Annotated in this window: 17 protein-coding genes, 2 tRNA genes and 1 pseudogene; 16 read left to right on the top strand and 4 right to left on the bottom strand. The window is 47.5% G+C overall.

The genetic code is table 11. The features are described 5' to 3' along the window. The 3 genes from rpoB to ACY430_RS00080 all read left to right on the top strand — a co-directional run. The coding region (gene rpoB, locus ACY430_RS00070) for a DNA-directed RNA polymerase subunit beta (RefSeq protein WP_462136872.1) at positions 1 to 3,902 on the top strand (3,902 nt) is incomplete at its 5' end. Further along, positions 3,892 to 8,820, top strand: coding sequence for a DNA-directed RNA polymerase subunit beta' (rpoC, locus tag ACY430_RS00075; RefSeq protein WP_462136873.1), 4,929 nt, complete (start codon positions 3,892 to 3,894; stop codon positions 8,818 to 8,820). The genes rpoB and rpoC, both read left to right, overlap by 11 nt. A gap of 23 nt (positions 8,821 to 8,843) precedes the next feature. Further along, positions 8,844 to 11,612, top strand: a complete 2,769-nt coding sequence (locus ACY430_RS00080; RefSeq protein ID WP_462136874.1) for a valine--tRNA ligase — start codon at positions 8,844 to 8,846, stop codon at positions 11,610 to 11,612. Between the two features lie 11 nt (positions 11,613 to 11,623). On the opposite strand, the gene purF is transcribed toward ACY430_RS00080, so the two are convergent. Both purF and purL read right to left on the bottom strand, forming a co-directional pair. Beyond that, positions 11,624 to 13,048, bottom strand: a complete 1,425-nt coding sequence (purF, locus tag ACY430_RS00085; protein WP_462136875.1) for an amidophosphoribosyltransferase — start codon at positions 13,046 to 13,048, stop codon at positions 11,624 to 11,626. A 6-nt stretch (positions 13,049 to 13,054) separates the two neighbouring features. Further along, positions 13,055 to 15,280 (bottom strand): phosphoribosylformylglycinamidine synthase subunit PurL, encoded by a 2,226-nt coding sequence (gene purL, locus ACY430_RS00090; protein WP_462136876.1) that lies wholly within the window; start codon positions 15,278 to 15,280, stop codon positions 13,055 to 13,057. A gap of 99 nt (positions 15,281 to 15,379) precedes the next feature. On the opposite strand from purL, the gene ACY430_RS00095 reads away from it, so the two are divergent. The 3 genes and pseudogenes from ACY430_RS00095 (at position 15,380) to ACY430_RS00105 (ending at position 17,541) form a co-directional block, all read left to right on the top strand. Next, entirely contained in the window at positions 15,380 to 16,153 is a 774-nt protein-coding gene (locus ACY430_RS00095) for an enoyl-CoA hydratase/isomerase family protein (RefSeq protein WP_462136877.1), read from the top strand. After that, the gene (locus tag ACY430_RS00100; protein WP_462136878.1) at positions 16,150 to 16,644 is read left to right on the top strand and encodes a GNAT family N-acetyltransferase; all 495 of its coding nucleotides are present in this window, start codon (positions 16,150 to 16,152) and stop codon (positions 16,642 to 16,644) included. Before ACY430_RS00095 ends, ACY430_RS00100 begins: the two co-directional genes overlap by 4 nt. Before the next feature lie 44 nt (positions 16,645 to 16,688). Beyond that, positions 16,689 to 17,541, top strand: a pseudogene (locus ACY430_RS00105) (AAA family ATPase). A gap of 81 nt (positions 17,542 to 17,622) precedes the next feature. Here the strand turns inward: ACY430_RS00105 and ACY430_RS00110 are convergent. After that, positions 17,623 to 18,318: a PolC-type DNA polymerase III domain-containing protein gene (locus ACY430_RS00110; RefSeq protein ID WP_462136879.1), complete on the bottom strand. Its 696-nt coding sequence runs from the start codon at positions 18,316 to 18,318 to the stop codon at positions 17,623 to 17,625. Between the two features lie 36 nt (positions 18,319 to 18,354). On the opposite strand from ACY430_RS00110, the gene ACY430_RS00115 reads away from it, so the two are divergent. From ACY430_RS00115 to ACY430_RS00130, 4 genes are all read left to right on the top strand, one after another. Continuing rightward, positions 18,355 to 19,557, top strand: a complete 1,203-nt coding sequence (locus tag ACY430_RS00115; RefSeq protein ID WP_462136880.1) for a vWA domain-containing protein — start codon at positions 18,355 to 18,357, stop codon at positions 19,555 to 19,557. 19 nt (positions 19,558 to 19,576) lie between these two features. Then, positions 19,577 to 20,344: a PhzF family phenazine biosynthesis protein gene (locus ACY430_RS00120; RefSeq protein WP_462136922.1), complete on the top strand. Its 768-nt coding sequence runs from the start codon at positions 19,577 to 19,579 to the stop codon at positions 20,342 to 20,344. 54 nt (positions 20,345 to 20,398) lie between these two features. Continuing rightward, positions 20,399 to 20,470, top strand: a tRNA-Cys gene (locus ACY430_RS00125). A 29-nt stretch (positions 20,471 to 20,499) separates the two neighbouring features. After that, positions 20,500 to 20,586: transfer RNA gene (locus ACY430_RS00130), tRNA-Leu, on the top strand. 52 nt (positions 20,587 to 20,638) lie between these two features. Here the strand turns inward: ACY430_RS00130 and ACY430_RS00135 are convergent. Then, the gene (locus tag ACY430_RS00135; RefSeq protein ID WP_462136881.1) at positions 20,639 to 20,797 is read right to left on the bottom strand and encodes a hypothetical protein; all 159 of its coding nucleotides are present in this window, start codon (positions 20,795 to 20,797) and stop codon (positions 20,639 to 20,641) included. Positions 20,798 to 20,942: 145 nt separating this feature from the next. Here ACY430_RS00135 and ACY430_RS00140 point away from each other — a divergent pair, with 145 nt between their 5' ends. Genes ACY430_RS00140 through ACY430_RS00165 form a run of 6 tightly spaced genes read left to right on the top strand, consistent with a single transcriptional unit; the run spans position 20,943 to position 25,248 of the window. Beyond that, positions 20,943 to 22,157 carry a bifunctional 3,4-dihydroxy-2-butanone-4-phosphate synthase/GTP cyclohydrolase II gene (locus ACY430_RS00140; protein WP_462136882.1) on the top strand — a complete coding sequence of 405 codons (1,215 nt, stop codon included), beginning with the start codon at positions 20,943 to 20,945 and terminating at the stop codon, positions 22,155 to 22,157. A 29-nt stretch (positions 22,158 to 22,186) separates the two neighbouring features. After that, on the top strand, positions 22,187 to 22,657 hold the full coding sequence (gene ribH, locus ACY430_RS00145) for a 6,7-dimethyl-8-ribityllumazine synthase (RefSeq protein ID WP_462136883.1): 471 nt from the start codon (positions 22,187 to 22,189) through the stop codon (positions 22,655 to 22,657). 25 nt (positions 22,658 to 22,682) lie between these two features. Then, positions 22,683 to 23,126, top strand: a complete 444-nt coding sequence (gene nusB, locus ACY430_RS00150) for a transcription antitermination factor NusB (protein ID WP_462136884.1) — start codon at positions 22,683 to 22,685, stop codon at positions 23,124 to 23,126. Beyond that, positions 23,119 to 24,147, top strand: coding sequence for an anthranilate phosphoribosyltransferase (gene trpD, locus ACY430_RS00155; protein ID WP_462136885.1), 1,029 nt, complete (start codon positions 23,119 to 23,121; stop codon positions 24,145 to 24,147). The genes nusB and trpD overlap by 8 nt, the downstream gene beginning before the upstream one ends. Positions 24,148 to 24,151: 4 nt before the next feature. Beyond that, entirely contained in the window at positions 24,152 to 24,949 is a 798-nt protein-coding gene (trpC, locus tag ACY430_RS00160) for an indole-3-glycerol phosphate synthase TrpC (RefSeq protein WP_462136886.1), read from the top strand. After that, on the top strand, positions 24,937 to 25,248 hold the full coding sequence (locus tag ACY430_RS00165; protein ID WP_462136887.1) for a hypothetical protein: 312 nt from the start codon (positions 24,937 to 24,939) through the stop codon (positions 25,246 to 25,248). Before trpC ends, ACY430_RS00165 begins: the two co-directional genes overlap by 13 nt. Positions 25,249 to 25,251 lie beyond the last annotated feature (3 nt).

The raw sequence follows: 25,251 nt of genomic DNA on the forward strand, positions 1-25,251 counted from the left end.
ATGGCCCGAAACTCGGAGGCCAGTCCCAGTCTTCAACCGAGTCATTTGTCGCAAAAATTATTCCTCAGGACGGCAGGTGGCTTGATTTTGATTTTGACTCAAAAAACTTTCTTAACGTCCGCATTGACCGTAGAAAAAGGTTTCTTGTTACGCTTTTCCTCAAGGCGCTGGGATATACGGAGAGAGAAATTCTTGACCATTTTTACAGTATAGAAACCGTCCGGTTTGAGAAAGACGGCGCGTCAAAAGAAATAAATCCGAAAACAATTATTTATCAGAAAAGTTCCGCGGACATCAAAAAAGGCGACGAAGTAATTGTCAAAAAAGGCAGAAAGTTCACTCAAAGAATTATTGAAAGATTGAAAAGTCTGAAAATAGAAACCATTCCTCTGGAGAGTGAATCGGAACTGCTTGACAAGATATGCGCCGAAGACATATTCACAAAAGACGGCGAAGTTATCGCAAGATTTGGAGAAAAAATCACCGAAGAAATTCTGCAAGCCGCCGGAGATAATTCAGTTAAAAAAATCTCGTTCTACTACATGGACGATATTTCCATTCCTTCTTCGGTTGCCGACACCTTGATTGAAGAAAAGAGGGTTTACGGAAACTCAATCAACAACACCTTTGCCCTTAAAGTGAAACAGGGCAACGCCGGCAAGAAAGAGTTTGCAAAACTGACCGGCAACCTGTCAGGTTTTCTCGCCGATACCAAAGATGAAGATACGATATGTTTTGAAAATCTTCCCATGAACGACATTGAAGGGCTTAGGAACAAGTTTGTCAAGATTGGCGCCGGGGTTGAGGTGTTCTGTGACGGGGCTATTGTTGAGATATACAAAAAATTCCGTCCTACAAATCCGCCGAGTTCGGATGCGGTAAGAGTTTTCTTTTCCGATATGTTTTTCAACCCCTCCAAATACCGGCTTTCGCAGGTTGGAAGGAAAAAACTGAACTACAAACTCAAACACAATGTTGATGAGGAAATTCTCAGGCTCACACGCGAAGATATTATTCAGACGCTGAAATACCTCTTGGAACTCAAAGGTGGGCGCAGGCAGGTGGACGACATAGATCATCTCGGCAACCGAGGGGTTAAAACAGTGGGTGGATTGATAGAAGACACTTTCTATAGCGGGCTTGAAAAATTTTCGCGCTCCGTGAAAGAAAGGATCGGATACCAGAGCATAGAGAACAAAATGCCCAGAGAGATAGTGGTGCCTAAGGTTGTGGACACAATAGTCCGGGACTTTTTCAAAACGGGTCAGTTGTCGCAGTTTATGGACCAGACTAATCCGCTTTCGGAAATCACTCACAAAAGGCGTCTCAGCGCGCTGGGTCCAAAGGGGCTTACGCGCGAAAGAGCGGGATTTGCCGTCAGGGACATTCACGCATCGCATTACGGACGGATTTGTCCGGTTGAAACGCCCGAGGGACCAAACATCGGGCTTATATCAAGCATCAGCACTTACGCCGAAATTGACGATTACGGATTTATACGCACTCCCTACCGCGTTGTTAAGAACGGAAAAGTAACGGATGAAATCGTCAAGATGAGCGCTCTTGAGGAAGAGGAGAAAAACATCATCATAGCGCAGGCAAACGCTCCTCTGGACAGCAAGGGAATGTTTATTCTGGACTTTGTTTCATGCCGCTCCGAGGGCGAAATCAAAATGGTGGAAAATGACAAAGTTACCTATATGGACGTTTCGCCGTCCCAGCTTGTTTCAATCTCCGCCTCTTTGATACCGTTCCTTGAGCACGACGACGCGAACAGAGCTCTTATGGGCTCAAACATGCAGAGGCAGGCGGCTCCTTTGATTAAGGCGGTCGCGCCACTTGTGGGAACGGGGCTTGAGTCTTCAGTCGCAAAAGACTCCGGAGTTGCGGTCATCGCCAGAGAGGATGGCGAAGTCATTCACGTGGATGCCGAGATTATCGTTGTGAAAAACAGCAAGACGGCAAAGTCCGTCGACTCTTTGGACTCCGGCGTGGAAATATACAAAATGATTAAGTTCAGAAAATCCAATCAGGGAACCTGCTGGAACCAAACCCCGATTGTTTCCAAGGGTCAGAAAGTGGTCAAAGGGCAGGTTATTGCGGACGGACCCTCAACCAAAAACGGCGAACTGGCACTGGGGCAGAACATTATGGTGGCGTTTATGCCATGGGGCGGATATAACTTTGAAGACGCGATACTTATCAGTGAAAGAATCGTAAAAGACAATGTTTTCACCTCCGTTCACATAGAGAAGTCTGAGTGTCAGGCAAGAGAAACCAAACTGGGGCGCGAGGAAATCACCCGCGACATTCCCAATGTTGGAGAGGAGGCCCTCAAAAATCTTGATGATAGTGGCATAATCCGGGTTGGCTCAACGGTCAATATGGGGGACATTCTTGTGGGCAAAATATCCCCCAAAGGCGAGGTGCGTCTGTCACAGGAGGAAAAACTTCTTCGCGCGATTTTCGGAGACAAAGCCAGAGATGTTAAAGACACATCCCTTAAAAGTCATTCTTCCATTCCCGGCACGGTTATAGACGTCAAGGTGCTAACTTCACGCGCCGTTTCGGAAAAAGACCCGCGGGCGAAAAATATTGAGGTTAATGACATTGAGAAAATAAAAGGTGAAATGAAATATGAGTCGCGCATTTTGAAACAGAGCGCGACTGAAACTGTGGCGTCTTTGCTGAAAGGCAAGAAGGCGTCATCAGAAATTAAGAGTAAAGGCGAAAAGATAATTTCCAAGGGAGACTCTTTTACCGCTGACAATCTCGCGCTTCTCAATCTTGAAGATATAAAGGGCATAAAAGTTGAGCCGAAAGCTCTCTCCGAACAAGTCAAGATGGCGGTGGAGGCGGTTTTAAAGCAGATAGACGACCTTGAAGAGAAGTATGAGGATAATAAAAAGAAACTTGAACAAAAAGACGACCTCGCGCCGGGTGTTCTCAAAACCGTCAAGGTCTTTGTCGCTGTCAAAATGAATCTTCAGGTCGGAGACAAAATGGCGGGACGGCATGGTAACAAGGGCGTCATCTCAAGAATTCTTCCTCAGGAAGATATGCCTTATATGGAGGATGGCACGCCGGTTGATATGGTGCTCAACCCTCTGGGAGTTCCGTCCCGAATGAATGTCGGGCAGGTGCTGGAAACGCATCTGGGCTGGGCAACCAGAAAAATCGGAGAGCAACTCAACGAATACATTGAGCAAAACTACGGAGTCGCGGCGCTCAAAGCTAAACTCAAAGAATCTTACGGAAAACAGGGCGGGGACACTTCATTTATAGACAAAATGAACGAAGATGAAACGCGCAATTTTGTCAAAGCCCTCAAAGACGGTATTCCCGTCGCGTCTCCGGTTTTTGACGGTGCGACCGAAGAAGAGATAAAAAGTTTTATGGACCTGGCAGGGGTTTCAGAAGACGGAAAAACAATCCTGTTTGACGGGCGCACCGGAGAGCCGTTTGACCAGAAAGTAACGGTTGGAATTATGTATATGCTCAAACTTCACCACCTTGTTGAGGAGAAAATCCACGCACGTTCAATAGGGCCTTACTCACTTGTCACGCAGCAGCCGCTCGGCGGAAAGGCGCATTTCGGCGGACAGCGGCTCGGTGAGATGGAGGTTTGGGCGCTTGAGGCATACGGCGCCGCGTACACGCTTCAAGAGTTTCTGACGGTTAAGTCCGATGATGTCGCCGGAAGAACAAAGATGTTCGCGTCAATCGTTGAGGGTAAAATGGGGCTTGATCCCGGAATTCCGGAATCTTTCAACGTTCTCAGAAAAGAACTTCAGTCGCTTGGACTTCAAATAGATTTGATTTCCGACAGCGATGAAGAAACAGCAGAATCACGGTCAAGGCTGGCGGCAAAACAGAACAGGGGGGCAAAAAATGGAATTTGAAGACATGGTATCAAATAAAGCTGACAACTATTCGGGGGTTCAGATATCAATAGCGTCTCCTGAAGCCATCAAGTTATGGTCTCACGGGGAGGTTAAGAAACCCGAAACTATAAATTACAGAACATTTAAACCGGAAAAGAACGGTTTGTTCTGTCCAAAAATTTTCGGTCCCGTAAAAGATTACGAATGCGCCTGCGGCAAATACAAACGGCTAAAACACAGAGGGATTGTCTGCGAAAAATGCGGCGTTGAGGTTACGACCTCAAAATTGAGACGGGAAAGAATGGCTCACATAGACCTTGCCTCGCCCGTTGTTCATATCTGGTTTTTGCGCAGCACCCCGAGCCGCATAGGAATGATTCTTGACATGAGCATCAGGGACATTGACAGGGTTCTCTACTACGAATCCCATGTGGTCGTAAGCCCGGGCGCCCATCCTCTCAAAATGGGGCAGACGCTCACGGGTGAAGATCTGTCTCAACTGCGGCAGGCGGAATATGTGATTACCGCTCTCAGGAGTTGTCCGGAAGAGGGCATTTTCTTCAACCTTGAAACCGAAGAGGACGTGAATCGCGCCGTTGCGTTTTTTATTAGCGAAGAAGTCATGTCTCAGGTCAAAGACTATTGGTATAAACATCTTCTACCCGCGGAGCTGGTTACTAAATTTTCCCTGCAAAATGTTATGTCGGGTAAAACCGGTATTTCCGAGCCGGAAGCCCGGCAGATGCTCCATTCTTTTATGGATGCGAAAAAGGGGCTTGAGAAAGAGCAGGCGGCCTATGACGCGAAAGTATCGGAGTCGGGCGAACTTGGGTCCGGAGGAAAACTCAAAGAGGCAATGGACAATTTTCAGTCCGTTAAAAAAGAGTTTGAGCAAAAATTCGCGAAACACTACAAAACCCTCGGACTTAAAGAAATTCCCACGAGTGATAAAAAAATTCGGGATGCTTTCAAACAACTTTCCAAATCCGGAGGTGCGGACAAAAAAGCCTTCGACGTTTCCCGCGATAATCTCACGAAGGGTGATGCCGGAAAAGAGCACGCCGCATTGCGCAAACTGTATAAGGAAGCCGAGAAAAACATAAAGAAAGTGGAAGCCGAGGGAGAGGAAGTTCCCCCGCATCTCAAAGATGCGCAGGAGCGACTCGTGAAAGCCAAAGAAGGTTTGAAAAAATCTCAGAGCAACTTCGCCAAAATTATAAAAAAAGTAACTTTTACCGAAAAGGAAATCAAAACCCTTACCGAGGCGGATGAAAGTTTTGAGATTGATTACACATACGGAATGGGCGCCGAAGCTATTTACGATATGCTCAAAAGTATTGATTTGAAATCACTTTCGGAAGAGTTGAAAACGGAGATGCAGGAATCAAGTTCTTCACTCAAAAAGGCGAAAATCGCAAAAAGGCGCAAGATTTGTGAAACCTTCCGCAAGTCAAACAACCGCCCCGAGTGGATGGTTCTCAAAACAATTCCCGTTCTGCCGCCGGATTTGCGTCCGCTTGTTCCGCACGGAGGGCGTTTCGCCACTTCAGACCTTAATGTTCTCTACAGAAGGGTTATCAACAGAAACAACCGCCTGAAACGGTTGCTTGAACTGGACGCGCCCGACATCATCGTCAGGAATGAGAAAAGAATGCTACAGGAAGCAGTGGATGCGCTATTTGAAAATGGTAGGCGGGGAAGACCTGTTCTCGGTCACAACCACCGTCCGCTGAAAAGTCTGACCGACATAATAAAGGGCAAAAGTGGGAGATTCCGCCAGAACCTGCTCGGGAAAAGGGTGGATTATTCAGGGCGTTCCGTTATTACAGTGGGACCGGACCTCAAACTTCACCAGTGCGGGCTTCCCAAACAGATGGCGCTTGAGCTTTTCAAGCCGTTTATTTATCAGAAACTGCAGGAGCTCAAAAACAAAGACGGCAGCCCCATCGCGCCGACAATCAAAATAGCGAAAAAGTTTGTTGAAACCGGCGCTCCGGTGGTGTGGGATGCCCTTGACGATGTGATTAAAGAGCACCTGGTTATGCTTAACCGCGCTCCGACCCTTCACAAATTGAGCATTCAGGCTTTTGAGCCGGTGCTTGTGGAAGACAGGTCCATCAGGGTTCATCCGCTTGTCTGCCCCGCTTATAATGCAGACTTTGACGGCGACCAAATGGCCGTTCATCTGCCTCTGTCCATAGAGGCGCAAGCCGAGTGCCGCACGCTTGTGATGTCCACAAACAACATACTTTCCCCGGCGCACGGCAAGCCCGTGATTCTGCCCACGCAGGACATCGTTCTCGGAATCTACTACATGACCAAGGATTCCGCTCACAGCAAAGGGGAAGGCAAATACTTCTCCTCGCCCGAAGAGGTCATTATGGCGTATGATTCGGGGCACATCGGGATTCACACTCTGATGAAAATCAAAATCAACGACGAGCTTGTTGAAACAACCGTGGGCAGGGTCATTCTCTATGACGAGGCGATTCCGAAAACCATTCCGTTTAAGATGGTCAACAAACCGATGAACAAGGGTGAAGTTGAGAACCTTGTGGATACGTGTTTTAGAAAAAACGGTGGGAAGGAAACCGTTGTTATGGCGGACCGCATAAGGACTCTTGGATTTAAATACGCCACAAAATCCGGCATTTCAATTTCCATTAACGACATGGAAATTCCCGAGAGCAAGGAAAAAATTGTTGAGGAGGCGCGCGAAGAGGAACTCAAGGTTCACGGGCAGTATTCTCAAGGGCTGTTGACGGACGGAGAGCGCTATAACAAGGTTGTGGACATCTGGACGAAAGCGAGTGATGAGATTGCCGAAGATGTTATGGAAAACATCAAGTTTGAGACCGTTAAAGACGACAAAGGCGTCGAGAGAACAAGCACAAGCTCAAACCCGATATACATGATGATTGATTCCGGAGCACGGGGCAGCATGTCCCAGATGAGGCAGCTTGCCGGAATGAGGGGGTTGATGGCGAAGGGAGATGACACCATTATTGAGAAGCCCATAACCTCAAACTTCCGCGAAGGGTTGAAGGTGATGGACTACTTTCTTTCAACCTACGGCGCACGCAAAGGTCTTGCCGATACTGCCCTTAAAACTGCAAATGCGGGCTATCTCACAAGGAAACTCATTGATGTCGCGCACGACATAATTGTGCAAGAGGAAGAATGCGGAACCATTGAGGGGCTTATTTACACAAATGAAGTGGATGGCGGGAAGATTAAAAAACGGGTTGGAGACAGAGTGCTCGGAAGAGTTGTTCTGGATGACTTAAAAGATCCGGAAACAGGTGAAATCATTGTCAAAGGCGGGAATGAAATAGACAACGACGCCTCTGAAAAAATTAATCAAAGCAGTATCAATGAGGTTAAAATCCGCTCGGTTCTAACCTGCGACACCGAAGAGGGAATATGCCGTCTTTGCTACGGGAGAAACCTCTCAACCGGAAAAATCGTGGATATAGGCGAGGCAGTCGGAATTATGGCGGCTCAGTCCATCGGCGAGCCGGGAACTCAGCTCACGATGAGAACCTTTCACGTGGGCGGAGAGGCGAAAGCCGAAGTTGCCACTCTTGAAAACAACCACCTTGGAACCGTATCACTGTCCAATGTGGAAACGGTTGAACTGCAACCGGGCGCTCTGTGGCGCGTCATCAACAGAAACGGCCGCATTTCAATTGTGGATGAAAAAGGCTACGAGAAGGAAACACACAAACTTGAGCAGGGAGCCATCTTGAAGGTTAAGGACGGTCAGAAGGTCAAGTGGGAGCAGAACAAAGAGGACGGAAAGGTTGAAAACGAAACCCTTGCCGAGTGGGATCCTTACACAAACCAGTATATCGCCGAGAGTTCGGGAACAATTCAGTGGAAAGATCTGGAAGAGGGCAAAAACTTCCGCCAGCAACCCGATGAGATTACCGGGATTCTCAAAATTGAGGTTGTAGCTCCACCGACGGGTATTAAGGAACTTGCAAAACTGAACCCGACCATCATCATCAGGAGCGGCAAGAATTCCAAACAGGAATTCGGTCTTCCGGTGGGCGCGATTATTGAGAAGAATAGCGGCGAAAAGGTGGTGCCCGGAGACATTGTCGCAAAAATTCCGAAAAAGAGAATAACAAAAGACATAACCGGCGGACTGCCGAGGGTCGCTGAACTGTTTGAAGCGCGCGTTCCCAAAGATAAAAACCTTGCGATAGTAAGCGAGATTGACGGCACCGTGTCATTCGGGGAAGACGTGAAAGGCAAAAGGCGCATTTTGGTTAATCCGCAAATCGGAGAGGAGAAGGAATATATTGTTCCGAAAGGAAAACACATCATCGTCAGCGAAGGCGATTTTGTAGTCGCGGGCGACAAGATTGTGGACGGAGATGAGAACCCGCATGACATTCTGAAAATTAAAGGAGAAAAAACGCTCAGCGAATTTCTCGTTAAAGAGATTCAGAGTGTTTATGAACTGCAGGGAGTCAGGGTCAACGACAAGCATATTGAAGTAATTGTCAGGCAGATGCTAAAAAGGGTGAAGATCAAAGACCCCGGAGATACAACAATGATTCCCGGCGAGTCCGTAACGAAATCCATGTTTCACAAAGAGAACGCCGAAGTGGAAGAGCAGGGAGGCAAACCCGCCGCCGCCGAACCGTTGTTGCTCGGAATAACGCGCTCGTCTCTCATCACTGAAAGCTGGCTGTCCGCGGCATCTTTCCAGGAAACGACAAAAATTCTCACCGAAGCCGCCTGCGAGAGCAAAGAGGACAAACTCAAAGGGTTGAAAGAGAACGTCATTCTCGGAAGACTCATTCCTGCCGGCACGGGTCTCAATGTGTATAAAAACATTAAAATTGAGACTGAAGATCAGGCAGTTCCCATGCCTCTTGTGGAAGAAGCCAAATCTAAACAGATTAAAGAGAAATCGGGAGTGTAGCTTTGCCTCCCGTTTCGGACGGCATGGAAAAAGCTTATACTCCAGCTCCCCTTGAAAAAAAATGGCGGGACTACTGGCTTGAAAATGAAAAATTCAAGTCGGCACGGGGGGTAAAAGGGAAAAAGAAAAGTTTTTCCATAGTGATGCCGCCTCCCAATGTTACGGGCTCTCTGCACATCGGGCACGCTCTTAACAACACTTTTCAGGACGTTCTTGTCCGCTATAAAAAAATGAAAGGTTTTGATGTTCTCTGGGTTCCGGGAACGGATCATGCCGGAATCGCGACCCAGATGGTTGTTGAGCGCGAACTTGCGAAAGAGGGGCTTACAAAAGAAAAATTGGGCAAAGAGCATTTTGTTGAAAAGATTTGGGAGTTCAAGGAAAAATCCGGCGACAGAATTGTTGAACAGATAGGCAGGCTGGGATTCATTCCCGATTGGAGCACACAACGTTTTACAATGGATGACGGGTTTTCAGACGCCGTTAAACATGTGTTTGTTGATCTTTACAAAAAAGGTTTAATACGGCGCGACAACCGTCTGGTTAATTACGATCCCGAACTGAAAACGGCTATTTCCGATTTGGAAGTGGAGCAGAAAGAGGTTCCCGGCAATTATTGGCACATCAAATACCCGTTTAAAAATGGCGGCGGCCACATAGTTGTTGCGACCACAAGGCCCGAAACCATGTTCGGAGACACCGCAGTGGCGGTTCACCCTGAAGACAAAAGGTATAAAAACCTTATCGGCTCAGAGGTGGAGTTGCCTCTCACGGGCAGATTTATTCCGGTAATTACCGATGAGTATTCAGACCCCGAAAAAGGAAGCGGCGCGGTCAAGATAACCCCAAGCCATGATTTTAATGATTTTGAAGTCGGTAAACGGCATGACTTGCCGCTTGTGAACATTTTTGACGAAGATATGCGCCTGAATGAAAACGTACCCGAAAAATATCGGGGACTTGAAAGGTTTGAGGCGCGTAAAAAACTCGTTGCCGATCTTGAAGCGGGCGGCTTCCTTGAAAAAACCGAATCCGTTTCCCATACGGTTCCCTACGGCGACAGGTCCGGCGCAGTCATTGAACCGCGCATTATGGAACAGTGGTATATGGATGTGAAACAACTTGCGGCCAAGGCGGTCAAGTCGGTTAAAAAGGGAGATATGGTTTTTTATCCAAAGTTCTGGGAGAGCACATATTTTCAATGGATGAACAACATAGAGCCGTGGTGCATATCAAGGCAGTTATGGTGGGGACATCAAGTACCTGCCTGGTATGGTCCCGACGGCGAAGTGTTTGTTGAAGAAGACGAAAAAACAGCCTTCGAAAGCGCAAGCAGACATTACGGGGAAGATGTTGTCCTCAAAAGAGATCCGAATGTTCTGGACACCTGGTTTTCTTCAGCTTTATGGCCGTTTGTTACGATGAACTGGGGCACGAATGACAATTCCCTGTTCCAAAAATACTATCCCACAACGGTTCTGATAACGGGTTTTGACATCATCTTTTTCTGGGTGGCGCGTATGGCGATGATGGGGCTTCAATTCACCGGCAAACCGCCTTTCACGGACATCTTCATTCACGGCTTGATAAGGGACGAGAACGGCGAGAAGATGAGCAAAACCAAGGGAAACGTGATTGACCCGCTTGAAGTTGCCGATGAGTTTGGAGCGGACACCCTGCGTTTTTGTCTCTGTGCACTTTCTTCGGGCGGAAAGGATATAGACCTTTCCGTTTCAAGCATACGGGGCTACAGAAATTTTATGAACAAGATATGGAACGCATCCAGATTTGTTCTTGAAGACGAAGCGATTATCCGGCGGCAAGCCGAAATTCCCGACGCTTTGAAACGGATTGAAACTTCCAAAGAGAAAACACGTTTGAGCAAAACTGACAAATGGATACTTGCAAGTTTGCACGGTTGTCTGAAACAAATTGATGACTTTATGGATGAATACGAGTTCGGGAAAGCCGCTCAGGAGATTTACCGTTTCTTCTGGAGAAATTTTTGCGATCGCTACATTGAAGCCGCGAAAATCTCAATGCGCAGTTCCGATGAGCAAACCGTGCTCAGGACGGCGGCTGTTCTTTTGTATGTTCTCTCCGCCTCAATGCGCGCACTGCACCCTTTCTGCCCGCATCTTACCGAAGAGATTAATGACAGGATGGGGGCGTTGCTTGGAGTTAAAACTTTGAATTTGCTTGATTTGGATTATCCGGCGCATGATAAAAAAATTGAAAAAGAGTTCAGCGCAGACTTTAACGATATAAGTTTTCTGTTTGAGGGATTGATTGATGAAATCCGCACAAAAAGGGGGGAGGGGGGCATTAAAGTGTCTGAAAAAATTAATGTCGTCTTCTTTCCCGAAGCCGGAGAAGACGAAGAGCGCATAAAACAGTTAATTGAGTCCGAAGCGGGAGTTTTGAAAAAACTCGCGGGAATTTCCTCTCACAGTTTTTGCGCGAACGAAGATGAGTTTTCCTCCGCGTCGGGGCTTGCGGGCTCAGTTTCCTTTGCCGTTTTGGACGATTTACAAACTCAAACCGGCAAGCGGTTTAACATTAGTCTGAAAATTGAGCCTGAACGTAAAGAGCAAATGAGTGTTCCGAACATTGAATCCGTTCACAGAAAACTGGACGAACTCTCTGAACAAATCCGTGAATGCGAACGTAAACTCGCAGATCCGGATTTCAAAAACAAGGCTCCGGAGAAAATTATCCAAAAAGAAAAAGGGAAACTTGAAGAGTTTGCGCGCCGCAAAGAGGTTCTTGAATCAGAACTCAAACAGGGGTGAAAAATTGAAAATTACTCCGGAAAAAGGTTCATCTGCGTGGGAGATAATTTCAAATCATCTATCTCCACTTTATAATCTCCCGTAAAACAGGCGTAGCAATATCCTTCTTTTTTTGTATTGAAGGGAGAGTAGTTTTGAATCGCTATGTCTATTCCCTCTTTGCTTAAATATCCCAGAGAGTCCGCGGTTATGTATTTTTTTATTTCTTCGGTATTCAACGAGTTTGCTATCAGTTCGCCCTTGTCAGGCGTGTCTATACCGTAATAGCAGGGAAACTTCATCGGTGGCGCACATATTCTCACGTGGACCTCTTTTGCTTGCGCCCCCCTGAGCATTTTCACTATTTTTCTGCTTGTGGTTCCCCGAACGATTGAATCGTCCACCACCACAACCCGTTTGTTTTTTATAACCTCTCTAACCGCACTGAGTTTGAGTTTTACGCCGAAGTTCCTGATTGACTGCTCCGGCTCAATAAATGTTCTGCCGACATAGTGGCTTCTCAAAAATCCCATTTCAAGGGGAATACCGAGTTGCTCGGCGTAACCCATCGAGGCGGGAACACCTGAGTCGGGAACGGCGATAACAATGTCAGCGTCTGCCGGGTGCTCAACGGCAAGCCGCTTGCCTAACTCCTTTCGCACCAGATAAGTGCTGCGCCCGTTCATGGAACTATCGGGACGGGAAAAATATATGTATTCAAAAACACAGGTTGCCGGCGGTTTTTTCTGAAACGGTTTGAGTGATTGAATTCCTTCTTCGTCAATAATGACAATTTCGCCGGGTTCTATTTCTCTTACATATTGAGCTTCTATCAAATCAAAGGCGCAGGTTTCAGACGCGACAACATGACAGCCGTCACCCAGTTTGCCTAACACAAGAGGTCTGAATCCGTAAGGGTCTCTCGCGGCGACAAGTTTGTTTGAATCCAGAAAAACCATTGAATAAGCGCCTTTGCACAAGGAAAGGGCGTAGATAATTCTGCCGGCGAGGTCTTGTTTGGACGATCTTGCCATCAGGTGAACAACCACTTCGGTGTCAACTGTGGACTGAAAAATCGCGCCTTCGTTCTCAAGCCGGTGCCGAAGCGTCAGTGCGTTTGTGAGATTGCCGTTATGGGCAATTGCCATTTCAGACCCGGCTCTGGTTATGACAATCGGCTGTATATTGTTCAGAGTGCTTGAACCCGAAGTCGAATAGCGAACATGCCCAATCGCGCTTGTGCCGGGAAGTTTTTTGAGCGATTCCTCATCAAAAATATCCGCGACTAATCCCATTGCGCGCTTTCTGTGAAGTCGTTTGCCGTCCGAGGTTGTAATTCCCGCGCTTTCCTGCCCTCTGTGCTGGAGGGAGTGCAGCCCAAGATACGCAAGATTGGCGGCTTCGGAGTGATTGAAAATCCCGAAAACCCCGCATTCTTCTTTCAGTTGAGACATCATAACGCCTTACGAAATCACATTCTTTTCAAACCCTTCAAGCCAGAGCCGCATCGCCTCCTCAGCATTGGTCTTAAAAATATCTTTAAATTCCATAACATTATCCGCAGTTACATTTCCAATTTTTTTCAGAGGAACCTTGTGAGATTCGAAAACTTCGCTGATTTTCCCCTCGTTTTCAGGACTCGTGGAAATAATTGTGCGCGCCTGGGTTTCGGAAAAAAGAATCGCGTTGCCGTTTTGAATTCCGGGGTTAAGCATTCCCGGAGAGACGGAGAAACCCGCCATACATCTCTGCGGAGAGAAACAACTCTCTGCGAGCGCCACCGCTAATCCTCCCTCGGAAATGTCATGGGCGGAATTAATTATACACCTGTCCGCCGCTTCAATCAAAGCCGATATAAGGCGGCTTTCAGATTCCAGATTGACTGCGGGCGGCTCTCCGGCGGTTTCACCGTGAATAAGAGCGAAATAAAGGCTGCCGCCCATTTCTTCAAAAGTGTCGCCGGCGATGAAAATCGCATCTCCCTCTTTCCTGAAATGCTGGCCAACTGCTTTTGAAATATCATTCAACAGCCCAACCATACCAACAACCGGAGTGGGATTTATTGAAACACCCGCCGTTTCGTTGTAAAAGCTCACATTTCCACTGACAACCGGAGTTGAAAAATGCTTTGCTGCCTCCGAGATGCCTTCAACCGCCTCTTTAAATTGCCACATAACTTCGGGATTTTCGGGGTTGCCGAAATTCAGGCAGTCCGTAATTCCAAGAGGTTTTGCGCCGGAACACGCTATGTTTCTCGCACTTTCGGCGACCGCGGCCTTTGCGCCTTCTCTGGGGTTAAGAATGCAATAACGGGAGTTGCAGTCGGCGGAAAGGGCGAGCGCTTTTGAAGTTCCGTCCACCAGAATAAGCGAGCAATCAGAACCGGGAGCGCCGGCGGTGTTGGCGCCCACCATGTAATCATACTGCCGGTAAATCCAGCGTTTGCTTGCGCAGAAAGGAGAGGAAAGAATTTTCAAAAAACTGTCCTTTTCCCCTCCCTCGCGAGGCGGGCCGGGAGCGGGGCGGGGAGCGGGTTTTTTTACGGTCCTGCTGTATTCGGGTGGCTCGGTTATCAAATCAATGGGTATTTCGCCGACAGTTTCACCGTTTTCCATAAGCGTGAGGTTTTTTTCGCCACTAACCTCTCCGATGACGGAAAAATCAAGCCCCCATTTTTCAAACACTTTGCGGGCCTGTTCTTCCTTTCCTTTTTTGAGCACCACCAGCATTCGCTCCTGAGATTCCGAAAGCATAATTTCATAAGGAGTCATCGCCCGTTCGCGCAAGGGGATTTTTTCACATTCAATTTTGATGCCGTTTCCGCCGCGGCTTGCCATTTCCGCCGAAGACGAAGTCAACCCCGCCGCGCCCATGTCCTGTATCCCAACTACGGCGTCCAGTTTGAAAAGCTCAAGACAACTCTCAATAAGAAGTTTTTCCGTGAAGGGATCTCCTATCTGAACGGTGGGGCGCTCACCCGGGGACTCATTGTCAAAAACATCGGAAGCCATCACCGCGCCTTTGATTCCGTCCCTGCCGGTTTTGGAACCGACATAAACAACCGGATTTCCGACTCCGCTGGCGTGTCCGGTGAAAATACCGTCTTTTTTTGCTATGCCGACTGCGAAAACGTTAACAAGTGGATTTCCGTTGTAGCAATCGTCAAAATCTATCTCGCCGCCCACCGTTGGCACGCCAACGCAGTTTCCATATCCCGCTATTCCGGACACAATGCCTTCAACGAGAAATTTGGTTTTTTCAGATTGCGGATTGCCGAACCTTAAAGAGTCAATAATCGCAACGGGGCGCGCGCCCATTGTGAAAATATCCCGTAAAATTCCGCCGACCCCGGTCGCGGCACCCTGATACGGCTCAATAAAAGAGGGGTGATTGTGGCTTTCCATTTTGAAAACAACGCAATACCCGTCCCCAATGTCCATCACTCCGGCGTTTTCACCGGGTCCGTGAATAACCGCTTTCCCCTTTGTTGGAAATTTGCGCAGATGAACTTTTGAACTTTTGTATGAGCAGTGCTCGGACCACATTGCGCCGAGAATACCAATCTCAACCGTGTTTGGCTCTCTGCCGAGTCGTTTTTTTATAAGCGAGTATTCGGGTTCCGAAAGTCCGTGTTCAAGCGCGGCGGCAAGTCCATTCCGGTATTCGGGTTTGTCTGAGGATTTCGGCATTTGCGCAGGGAAGAACCGTCGCAGATTATACCTATCAGTTGCCTGCGTGTCATTTCCGCCTTGCGTGTGCGATGTCAGTCTGTTAGTTTCCCGCTCGCAGTGCCCTGGGATATTGAAGACAGAGAAAACGCGGCAATTGTAACGATGAATTCCAATTCAGTCGGGACAATGAACAGTGGTTTTTTTGCCGACCTCAATTCCGCTTTTTTGTCATTAAAGAAAAATAGTTCCGGAAAGCCCGTTGTTCTTTGTTCGGGCGTAAAAATGTTTTCCCCCGGCCTTGACCTTGAACATTGCGTTTCTCTTTTCAAAAGAGGCGACAAAACCGAAATTGACCGCTGGTTTGAGGATTTTTTGAACGCGATGCTGACCGTTTTTAATCATTCCGCTCCGGTCGCGGCGGCAATCGGCGGACACACGATTGCCGGAGGGTGCATACTTGCGTTGTGTTGTGACACGCGAATTGCTGAAAAGGGAAAAACGCTTCTGGGCTTGAATGAAACCTCAATCGGCTTTCCCATGCCTTGTTCGCTCACCGCGCTTGTTGAAGGGGTTTTGGGAGAGAAAGAGGGCGGAAAAATCATTGGCGAGGGTAAACTCCACAGCGTTGAACAAGCGCTTGAAAACGGACTTATCAATTGCGTAGCGGAGCCCGAAACGGTGGTTTCAAAAGCGTTGAAAGAGGTTCAAAAGTTAAATTCAGGTGATTTTACCAAACTGAAAAAAGCGCAAAACGGAAAAATCTCCAAGTCAATCAGAAAAGCGTTTGCCGACGAGGATTCAAAAACTCTCGCCGGAAAACTTTCCTCCGCTGAAACGGTTGGAAAGTTGGAAGGACTGATTGAGACCTTGAAAAAAGGAAGAAAACAATGACTGAAAAACTGCTTGCCGTCCGCAAGGCGGAAACAAGAGACGCTGAAGCGATGATGCAAATCCTGAAGGAGATTGGCTGGTCTGAAAAAAGAAACGCGTTGCCTCTTGGTAAAGCCGCCAAACCGGTAAGGGGGCTCATAGAGGAATCACTTAAAAACCCGAAAGGGCACACGGTTCTGGTCGCCGAAAACAAAAATGGCAAAGTCGCGGGTTTTGTCAATGTTCACTGGGTTCCATTCATTATGCTCGCGGGAACAGAAGGATATGTTTCGGATGTGTTCGTCAGCCCTTCGGTGTCCGGAATGGGCGCGGGGAGTTTACTTTTAAATGCGGTTATGGAAGAAGGTAAAAAAAGGGACTGCTTCCGGCTTATGGTAACGAACGGAAAGGAGAAACCGTCCTACAAAAGAGGGTTTTACAAAAAAATGGGCTGGACAGAGCGTCCGAAAGTTGCCAATTTTGTCTATTACTACAAAGAGCCGTGGTCATAGGGATAAGTTGATAATCCACTCCGGCGCAAGTATTTTTATATTCTATGGCTCAGAACAAAAAAGAGTTTCAGGGAACCGAGCAGTATGTTGCGACAAGAGACCTTATTCTTGCCGTCAACGCTTCCATAACGCTTGAGCGTCCGCTTATTATCAAGGGCGAGCCGGGAACGGGTAAAACCATGCTCGCGTTTGAAGTCGCCGAAGCGCTCGGCAAAAACCTTATTACATGGCACATCAAATCCACAACCACGGCTCAGCAGGGACTTTATGAATATGATGCGGTCGCCCGTTTGCGCGATTCGCAGTTGGGAGATGAAAGGGTTGGAGACCTCTCAAACTACATCAACAAGGGCAAAACTGTGGGACGCGTTTGAAGCAAAAGAGCAGTCCGTGCTTCTCATAGACGAGATAGACAAAGCCGATATTGAGTTCCCTAACGACCTGCTTCTTGAATTGGACAAGATGGAGTTTTATTGCTACGAGTTGCAGAAAACCGTGAAGGCAAAAAAACGCCCGATTGTCATCATTACTTCCAACAATGAAAAAGAACTTCCGGACGCTTTTCTGCGGCGCTGTTTTTTTCACTACATAACGTTCCCCGAAATTGAAACGCTCAAAGCGATTGTTGATGTTCACCATCCGGGACTTGAGAAGAAACTGCTGGACAACGCGCTCACGATTTTCTACTCCCTGCGCGAAATAGAGGGATTGAAGAAAAAGCCGTCAACGTCCGAATTGATTGACTGGATAAAACTCCTGACCGCAGGAAAAATCGCCTCAAGCGAACTTGAAAAATTTGATCTCGCCGAAGAAGACCCGCCATATGCGGGCGCGCTGATTAAAAATGAACAGGATTATGAGATGTTGAATGTGCTGCGGTATCGGATGAAGAGGTGAGAGTGTGGAAGACGAGAGAAAAGTTATAAATGAATGGCGTCAAGGTCAAACAGCAAAGAAATGGAATGACAGGACTATTGGTTAATCAACACTCTTAAGTTTCGAAGCCGCACCCACATACACTGTTAATGCCATTTCGCAGTTTGCTATTGTCCGATAAGGAATTTTTTTCCTTGAAGTTACGGGCTTATCCGCATGAGAATAAAGGTCTCCCAACTCATAACTCGGCAATCCGGGAAATGCCCTTTTTGTCATCTCAAGTGCACAGGAAGAGTGATTGTCAAAGTTTACTTCGTGCTTTTGCAAAAGCCTTCTGAACAAAATCTCTTCATCGGGATGAAATACTGCAAACCGTAAATTGCCTATAAACTCCAAAAGTTTCTTTAAATCATTTTTTACTTCACCATCCGTCATTTCCGGTTTCAATGTGCAAAGAAAAGCCGGGTGTTCTATCAAATCACGGTTTACTTTGACAGCTCCGATTTCGGTGATTTTATCTGTCTCAAGATTTAAACTTGTGGTTTCCACACTCAAAATTATGAACTGTTCGGGAAGCCCCGCCTCTCTAAGATTCTTTTCTCCCGTATAGCCAATTTCTTCCTTTGGTACGAAATGTGAGGGCAGTTTAAATTCATCGGAGGGTTCTACCGCAGTAATGTCAAAAATGGTTTGAAAGAAAATTTTTGTGAGTTTCCAGAAAAATTTGAACGCACAAAAAACCAGCGCAAAGACAGCAAGTCCTATAATGCTAAATCCACCAAACTCTATTAAGGGCATTACTTCACTAACCTCTCTGTTATAATTCTACCCGCAATGTTTCTGGACTTCTTCCTCTATCTCCGCAACTCCGGAATTCCGGTTTCAATAAAGGAGTATTTGACGCTTCTTGACGCTCTGGACGGCGGAATGGTTGAGCGCGGCTTGGACGATTTTTATTATCTCAGCCGTAGCGCGCTTATCAAACACGAGCAAAATCTGGACCGGTTTGACCGCCTGTTCGGGCAATATTTCAAGGGGCTTGAATACATAGACGACAAGGAGTTTATGAACATTCCCGATGAATGGTTGCGGAAGACAATGGAAAATTCCCTGAGCGAAGAGGAAAAAGCGCAAATTAAAGCGATGGGCGGGCTGGACAAACTTATTGAACGGCTCAAAGAGTTGATGAAAGAGCAGAAAAAACGGCATCAGGGCGGCGGCAAATGGATTGGCACGGGCGGGACTTCTCCGTTCGGCGCTTACGGATATAACCCCGAAGGCATTCGCATCGGGCAGCACGAAAGCCGACACAGAAGGGCGGTGAAGGTTTGGGATAAAAGGGAATTCAGAGATCTTGACGATTCGGTGGAACTGCAAACGCGCAATATGAAAATGGCTCTCCGCAAACTTCGCGTTCTCACACGGGAGGGGATGTCCGAAGAACTTGACGTGGACAAGACAATTGAAAAAACATCACGCAACGCGGGATTTCTTGATGTTGAAATGGTTCCGCACAGAAAAAACAATGTGAAAATTTTAATCTTTTTTGACATCGGCGGCTCAATGGACGACCACATTGAACTTTGCTCAAAACTGTTTTCCGCCGCACGCTATGAATTCAAACACCTGGAGTATTACTATTTTCACAACTGCATTTATGAATCCATCTGGAAAAGCAATGAACGCCGCTGGCAGGAAGCCCTTCCCACTTTTGACATTCTGAACAAATACAACAGCGACTACAAAGTGATTATTGTCGGAGACGCTTCAATGTCTCCTTATGAGCTTTTGTATATGAACGGAAGCGTTGAGCATAACAACGAAGAGCCCGGCTTCACATGGCTTGAGCGCATAAAGAGCAAATACCCGACTACGGTCTGGCTCAATCCCGTTCCTGAAAATGAATGGCGCGAAACTCAGACAATCGGCATGCTTCGCCAGTTCACGGGCGAAAGAATGTTTCCGCTCACAATCGGCGGCATCACGCGAGCCGTTAAAGCGCTGATGGACAGCAAGGCAACTTTTTCCGCAAACTGAAAGGAGAAATAAAATAAAAATTCTCGTCATAAACGCATTTGCCGAAGACGGATTGCTTGGCAATCCCGCAGGTGTGTGTTTTGTTGAGTCTTTTCCGCCCGATTCTAAAATGCTTCAAATAGCCGCAAAAGCGGGATTTTCCGAAACCTCTTTTGTAAAAAAGCGAAAAGATGATTTTTTTATACGGTGGTGGACTCCCGAAACCGAGGTCGCTCTGTGCGGACATGCGACTCTTGCCGCCGTCCACGCAATACGGCAAAGCGGATACGCCGGAAAAACAATCCGGTTTGTTTCAAATGACTACAATTTAAGCGCTGAAACTGAAGCGGATGTCATAACAATGGAATTTCCTCCGGTTACGGAGAAAAAATGCGCTGAGCCCGAAGGACTTCGCGAGATTTTGGGCGCAGAGATTGTTTATACGGGGAAAACCCGCTTTGACTATCTGGTTGAGTTGCGGAGCGGGGATGATGTGGCGTCTGTCCATCCCGACTTTAAAAAATTGAAAAATCTGGACTGCCGGGGTGTGATTGTTACAAGTGCGTCCGAAAAAGACGGCTACGATTTTGTTTCGCGGTTTTTTGCTCCGCGCGCGGGCATAGACGAAGACCCCGTTACCGGCTCCACTCATTCCTCTCTTGCCCCGTATTGGTCTGAAAAAACCGGAAAGAAAAAAATGAAAGGTCTGCAACTTTCGAAAAGAGGAGGAGTTGTGCGCGTGGAAGTTACCGGCGACAGGGTTAAAATAGGCGGCAAAGCGGTAACGAGCGGGTCTGTCGAGTTATGACAATTTTTTACAATATGGGCTTTTTAATAGATACTAATGCGGTTTTTCAGAGACGGCGGCGTAGCCAAGAGGTAAGGCGACGGTCTGCAAAACCGTTATACCCCGGTTCGACTCCGGGCGCCGCCTTATTCATTATGGAGACCTGAAAACAGCTTGCCCGGGTGGCGAAATTGGTAGACGCAAGGGACTTAAAATCCCTCGGGAATTAATATCCCATGCCGGTTCAAGTCCGGCCCCGGGCATATCGCTTGGGAAAGCATATCGCTTGGGAAAAGGGTTTTCACCTCAGACAGGTTAGTGCAAAATCCTGTTGAAAGATTCGGATTTTTTCTCAATTAACTCTTCTATTTCTTCCCAATCTTCACTTTCAAGCATTTCAAGAATTTCTTCTTCGTCAACCTCTTCAAGGTTTTCTTCGGCGAGAATTCTCAGCAAATTAAAGAACAAAGACATCCTTCCTCCGCTTCCGCAACTCCCGTGTGATACTGAAAAACTTATACACGATAAACGCAAAGTCAAACAGCCGCCTCAAGAGCCGTCATTATTGACAAACACACCGTATAAGACAATATTAACTCACGGTTGGGGGTAAGAGTGAATGTCAATCTTAAAAACCATCCCTGAAGCCATTGAGGAGATAAAAGCCGGGCGGTTTTTAATCCTTGTTGACGATCAGGACAGAGAGAATGAGGGCGATCTTGTAATCGCGGCCGAATTTGCGACTCCGGAGTCCATAAACTTTATGGCAACTTACGGAAAAGGTTTGATATGCATTGCTTTAACCAATGAAAACGCCCGGAGAATAGGACTGAAACTGATGGAGCCGGAAAACACGCACGGCTCTCAGCATACGGCTTTTGCCGTTTCAATAGATGCCAAAGAAAGTGTTACAACCGGAATTTCCGCTTATGACCGCTCCGAAACCATACGGCGTACGGTGTCGACAGATTCAAAGCCATCGGATTTTATCCGCCCGGGGCATATGTTCCCGCTTATAGCGCGAGAGGGCGGAGTGCTCGTTAGAGCGGGGCACACCGAAGCGTCCGTTGACCTCGCGCGGCTTGCCGGTCTTTTCCCCTCCGCCGCAATATGCGAAATAATGCAAAGTGACGGACACATGGCGAGAATGGACGAACTTGTTGAATTTTCGCGCAAACACAACATCGCCATGGCCACCATTGCGGACTTGATTAGTTACAGACTGACCAAAGAATCGTTCGTAAAAAAAGAGGCGGTGGCAAAAATTCCAACCGAATTCGGTAATTTTGACGGCTTTGTCTATGTAAACGAGTTGGACGGTTCACAACACTTCGCCCTGACAATGGGCAACATCAAAAAATCAAAGGAAACCCTTGTGCGCGTGCATTCCGAATGCCTTACAAGCGATGTGTTTCATTCGCTCAGTTGCGATTGCGGTCCTCAGTTGAGGCAGGCGATGAAAATAGTTTCTGAAAAAGGCGAGGGCGTCATACTTTATCTCAGACAGGAAGGACGCGGCATCGGTCTATTGAACAAAATCAAAGCCTACGACCTTCAGCAAAGGAAGAGTATGGACACGGTGGAAGCAAACGAAGCGCTGGGATTCAAAAAGGATTTGAGGGATTACGGAATAGGCGCGCAGATTTTGCGCGACCTGGGCGTGAAGAAAATGAACCTCATGACCAATAACCCCCGGAAAGTCAGCGGTCTCGACGGGTTCGGTCTGGAAATAGGGAAAAGGGTTCCGATAGAAATCTCGCCTAACGAAAACAACAAAAGCTATTTGCGGACGAAAAAAGACAAACTCGGTCATCTGCTTTCGATGGTTGACTGAAAAAGCCGTAAAATTCCGGAGGAAAAATCATGTCGCTTATTGAGAAAAAAGAAGGGAAAATGGACGCAAAAAAAATGAAGTTCGCCGTGGTTGCGAGCAGGGTCAATTCCGTGGTGACAAACCCGTTGCTTGACGGCGCGGTTGACGCCCTCAAAAGACACGGCGCCGCGGATGCGAACATCACAATCATAAAAGTTCCGGGCTCTTTTGAGATTCCACTTGCGGTAAAAAAAGCCGCGCAGTCCGGCAAATACTCCGCTGTTATCGCCATCGGCTCAATAATACGCGGGCAGACATCTCATTTTGAAATCCTTGCGTCCGCCGTTCTGAACGGGCTGTGCGGGGCGGGGCTTGAAACCGGAATTCCAATTGTGGACGGAGTCGTAACCACCGAAACACTTGAACAGGCGATTGACAGAGCGGGAGGCAAAGCCGGAAACAGGGGTGTTGACGCCGCCGTGTCCGCAATCGAAATGGCAAGTCTCGCGCAATCGCTTTAACTTCCACGCCATACCGATAATGGGAATGAAACAAAAACGACTTTCCAGAGAGTTTGCTTTTCAGTTTCTCTACCAACGCGACGCGAACGGGCTTTTGCGCGAAGGGGTTTCCGGGGAAATTGCAGAAAAAGATTTTGAGAGATTTCTTGAAACAGTTGAAGAAAAAACTCCGTTTGACAGAAAATTTGCCGTGGATCTCGCTTCGGGAATTTGTGAAAAAATTAACGAAATAAATTGCGAGATAGAAAACTGCTCTGAAAACTGGAAAATTTCACGGATGTCCGCCGTGGACGTCAATATAATGAGAGTGGCAGTTTACGAATTGCTTTATATGTGCGACATAGATAAAGCAGTGAGCATAAATGAAGCAATTGAGATAGCGGCAAAATACGGAACGGAAAAATCGGGCGCGTTCATAAACGGCATCCTTGACAAAATACGGACGGAGACAAACACCGCCAATGCTTGAAATTTCAAATTTAATTGAACGGCTCGCCACAGGCAAAAACCTGAACAGAAAAACGGTTGCCGTTGTTTTTCGCGCGATAATGGACGGGGCGTTAACGCCCGCGCAGACTGCGTCTTTTCTCACCGCACTGAGAATCAAGGGCGAAACCGCAGAAGAACTTACGGGAGCCGCCGAAGCGATGATTTCTTGCGCCCGCGTAATAAAGGGCGGAAAAGGTGCGGTTGACCTCTGCGGCACGGGCGGAGACTCAAAGGGGAGTTTCAACATTTCCACCACGGCGTCTTTTGTCGCCGCCGGAGCGGGCGTCTTGGTCGCCAAACATGGCAACCGTTCCGTCTCAAGCCCGGTCGGCAGCGCCGATGTGCTGGAAGCCGCGGGAGTAAAGATTGATATGGACGCTAAAACCGCCGGGCGTTGCCTTAAAAAAGCGGGGATAACCTTTCTTTTTGCGCCGTTGTTCCACCCCTCAATGAAAAATGTTGCACAAGTGCGTAGAGAAATGGGCATCAGAACCGTCTTCAATATTCTGGGACCTCTGGTCAATCCGGCGCGCGTAAAAAACCAACTCATCGGTGTTCCGTCCCACGAGATAATGAAGAAAATAGCGGCAACGGCAAAGGGGCTGGGTTTGCAAAGATGCATGGTTGTGAACGGAAAAGACGGAATGGACGAGATAACCGTTACGGGAAAAACCGATGTGCTGGAACTTAAAAATGGTTCCGTAAGGCAATACACCATAGACCCTTCAAAATTCGGAATTCGCAAAAGTGCGGCCGCCAAACTCAAAGGCGGAAGAAATTCGCGCGAGAACGCCTCCATTATGAAGGCCGTTCTTGACAACCGCGAGGGCGGGGCAAAAACTGATGCGGCGCTTCTGAACGCAGCCGCGGCGATATATGTTTCAGGGCGGGAAAAGAGCATGAAATCCGCTTTTGAAGTGGCGAAACACTCCCTTGAAAGCGGTGCGGCAATGTTGAAACTCAAAGAGTTAACGAAACTTTCCATGAATAAAAAGGGTTAAAACCGTGGCTGCGTCAATCCTCACAAAAATTATTGAAAATAAAAAAACAGAAATTGCCGAATTGAAAAAACGGTTTTCTTTGAGCGAAATTAAAGACCTCAGCGGAAACGCGCCTGCGCCGGAGGATTTTCGTTCCGCTCTTTTATCGGGAACAAAGCCGAGAGTAATAGCGGAGATTAAAAAAGCCTCTCCATCAAAAGGCGTTATCGCGAAAGATTTTGATCCGGTTTCAATTGCCGCGCAGTATGAGCACAACGGCGCGGCGGCGGTGTCCGTACTGACGGACGAAAGGTTTTTTCAAGGCAGTCTCTCTTATATTGCGGCTATTAAGCGCAAAATTTCACTGCCGGTTCTCAGGAAGGATTTTCTGATAGACCCGTTCCAAATTTACGAATCAAGAGCGGCGGAAGCCGACACGCTTCTTTTGATAGTTGCCGCGATGGAAAATGCGGGGCATCTTTCAGATCTGCTTGGGCTTTCGCGCGATTTGGGTATGGAACCGCTGGTTGAGGTTCACACGGAATCCGAAGTGGAAATGGCTCTGGAAGCAAAAAGCGGCGTTATTGGCATCAACAATCGGGATTTAGACAGTTTTGAGGTGGATTTGTCCGTATCCGAACGGCTTGCGCCAATGATTGAAAAAGATAAAGTGATAGTTACGGAAAGCGGCATAACTTCCTTAAATGATATGATTTTTATGTCAAAATGTGGCGTTCACGCTTTTCTTGTCGGCGAAACCCTGATGAGTTCACCGAATCCGGGACAATCTCTTCAAAATCTCACACGGGGGTGGCAACAATAGGCTCCGGAAAGAAAAGGGCTTGGCTCTCGGTCGTGCTTTCGGCGTTGCTTCCGGGGCTTGGGCAGATATACAACGGGGTTTTAGGCAAGGGGCTGATGCTTCTGGCGCTGAATTTTCTTATAACAATTCTGAACAAAGATTTGCTTAAACAGGTTATGGAAAACCAGATTGCCGATGAAAACAAACCCGTTTTCTGGGCTTATGTGTTCGCCGGGATTGTGCTGACCGTGTTTGCAATGATTGATGCGAAAATAGGCACGGATAGAATCAACCAAAAACATCCGGACAAGCAAGGGTGAACC

The sequence above is a fragment of the Candidatus Mycalebacterium sp. genome (assembly GCF_977828045.1).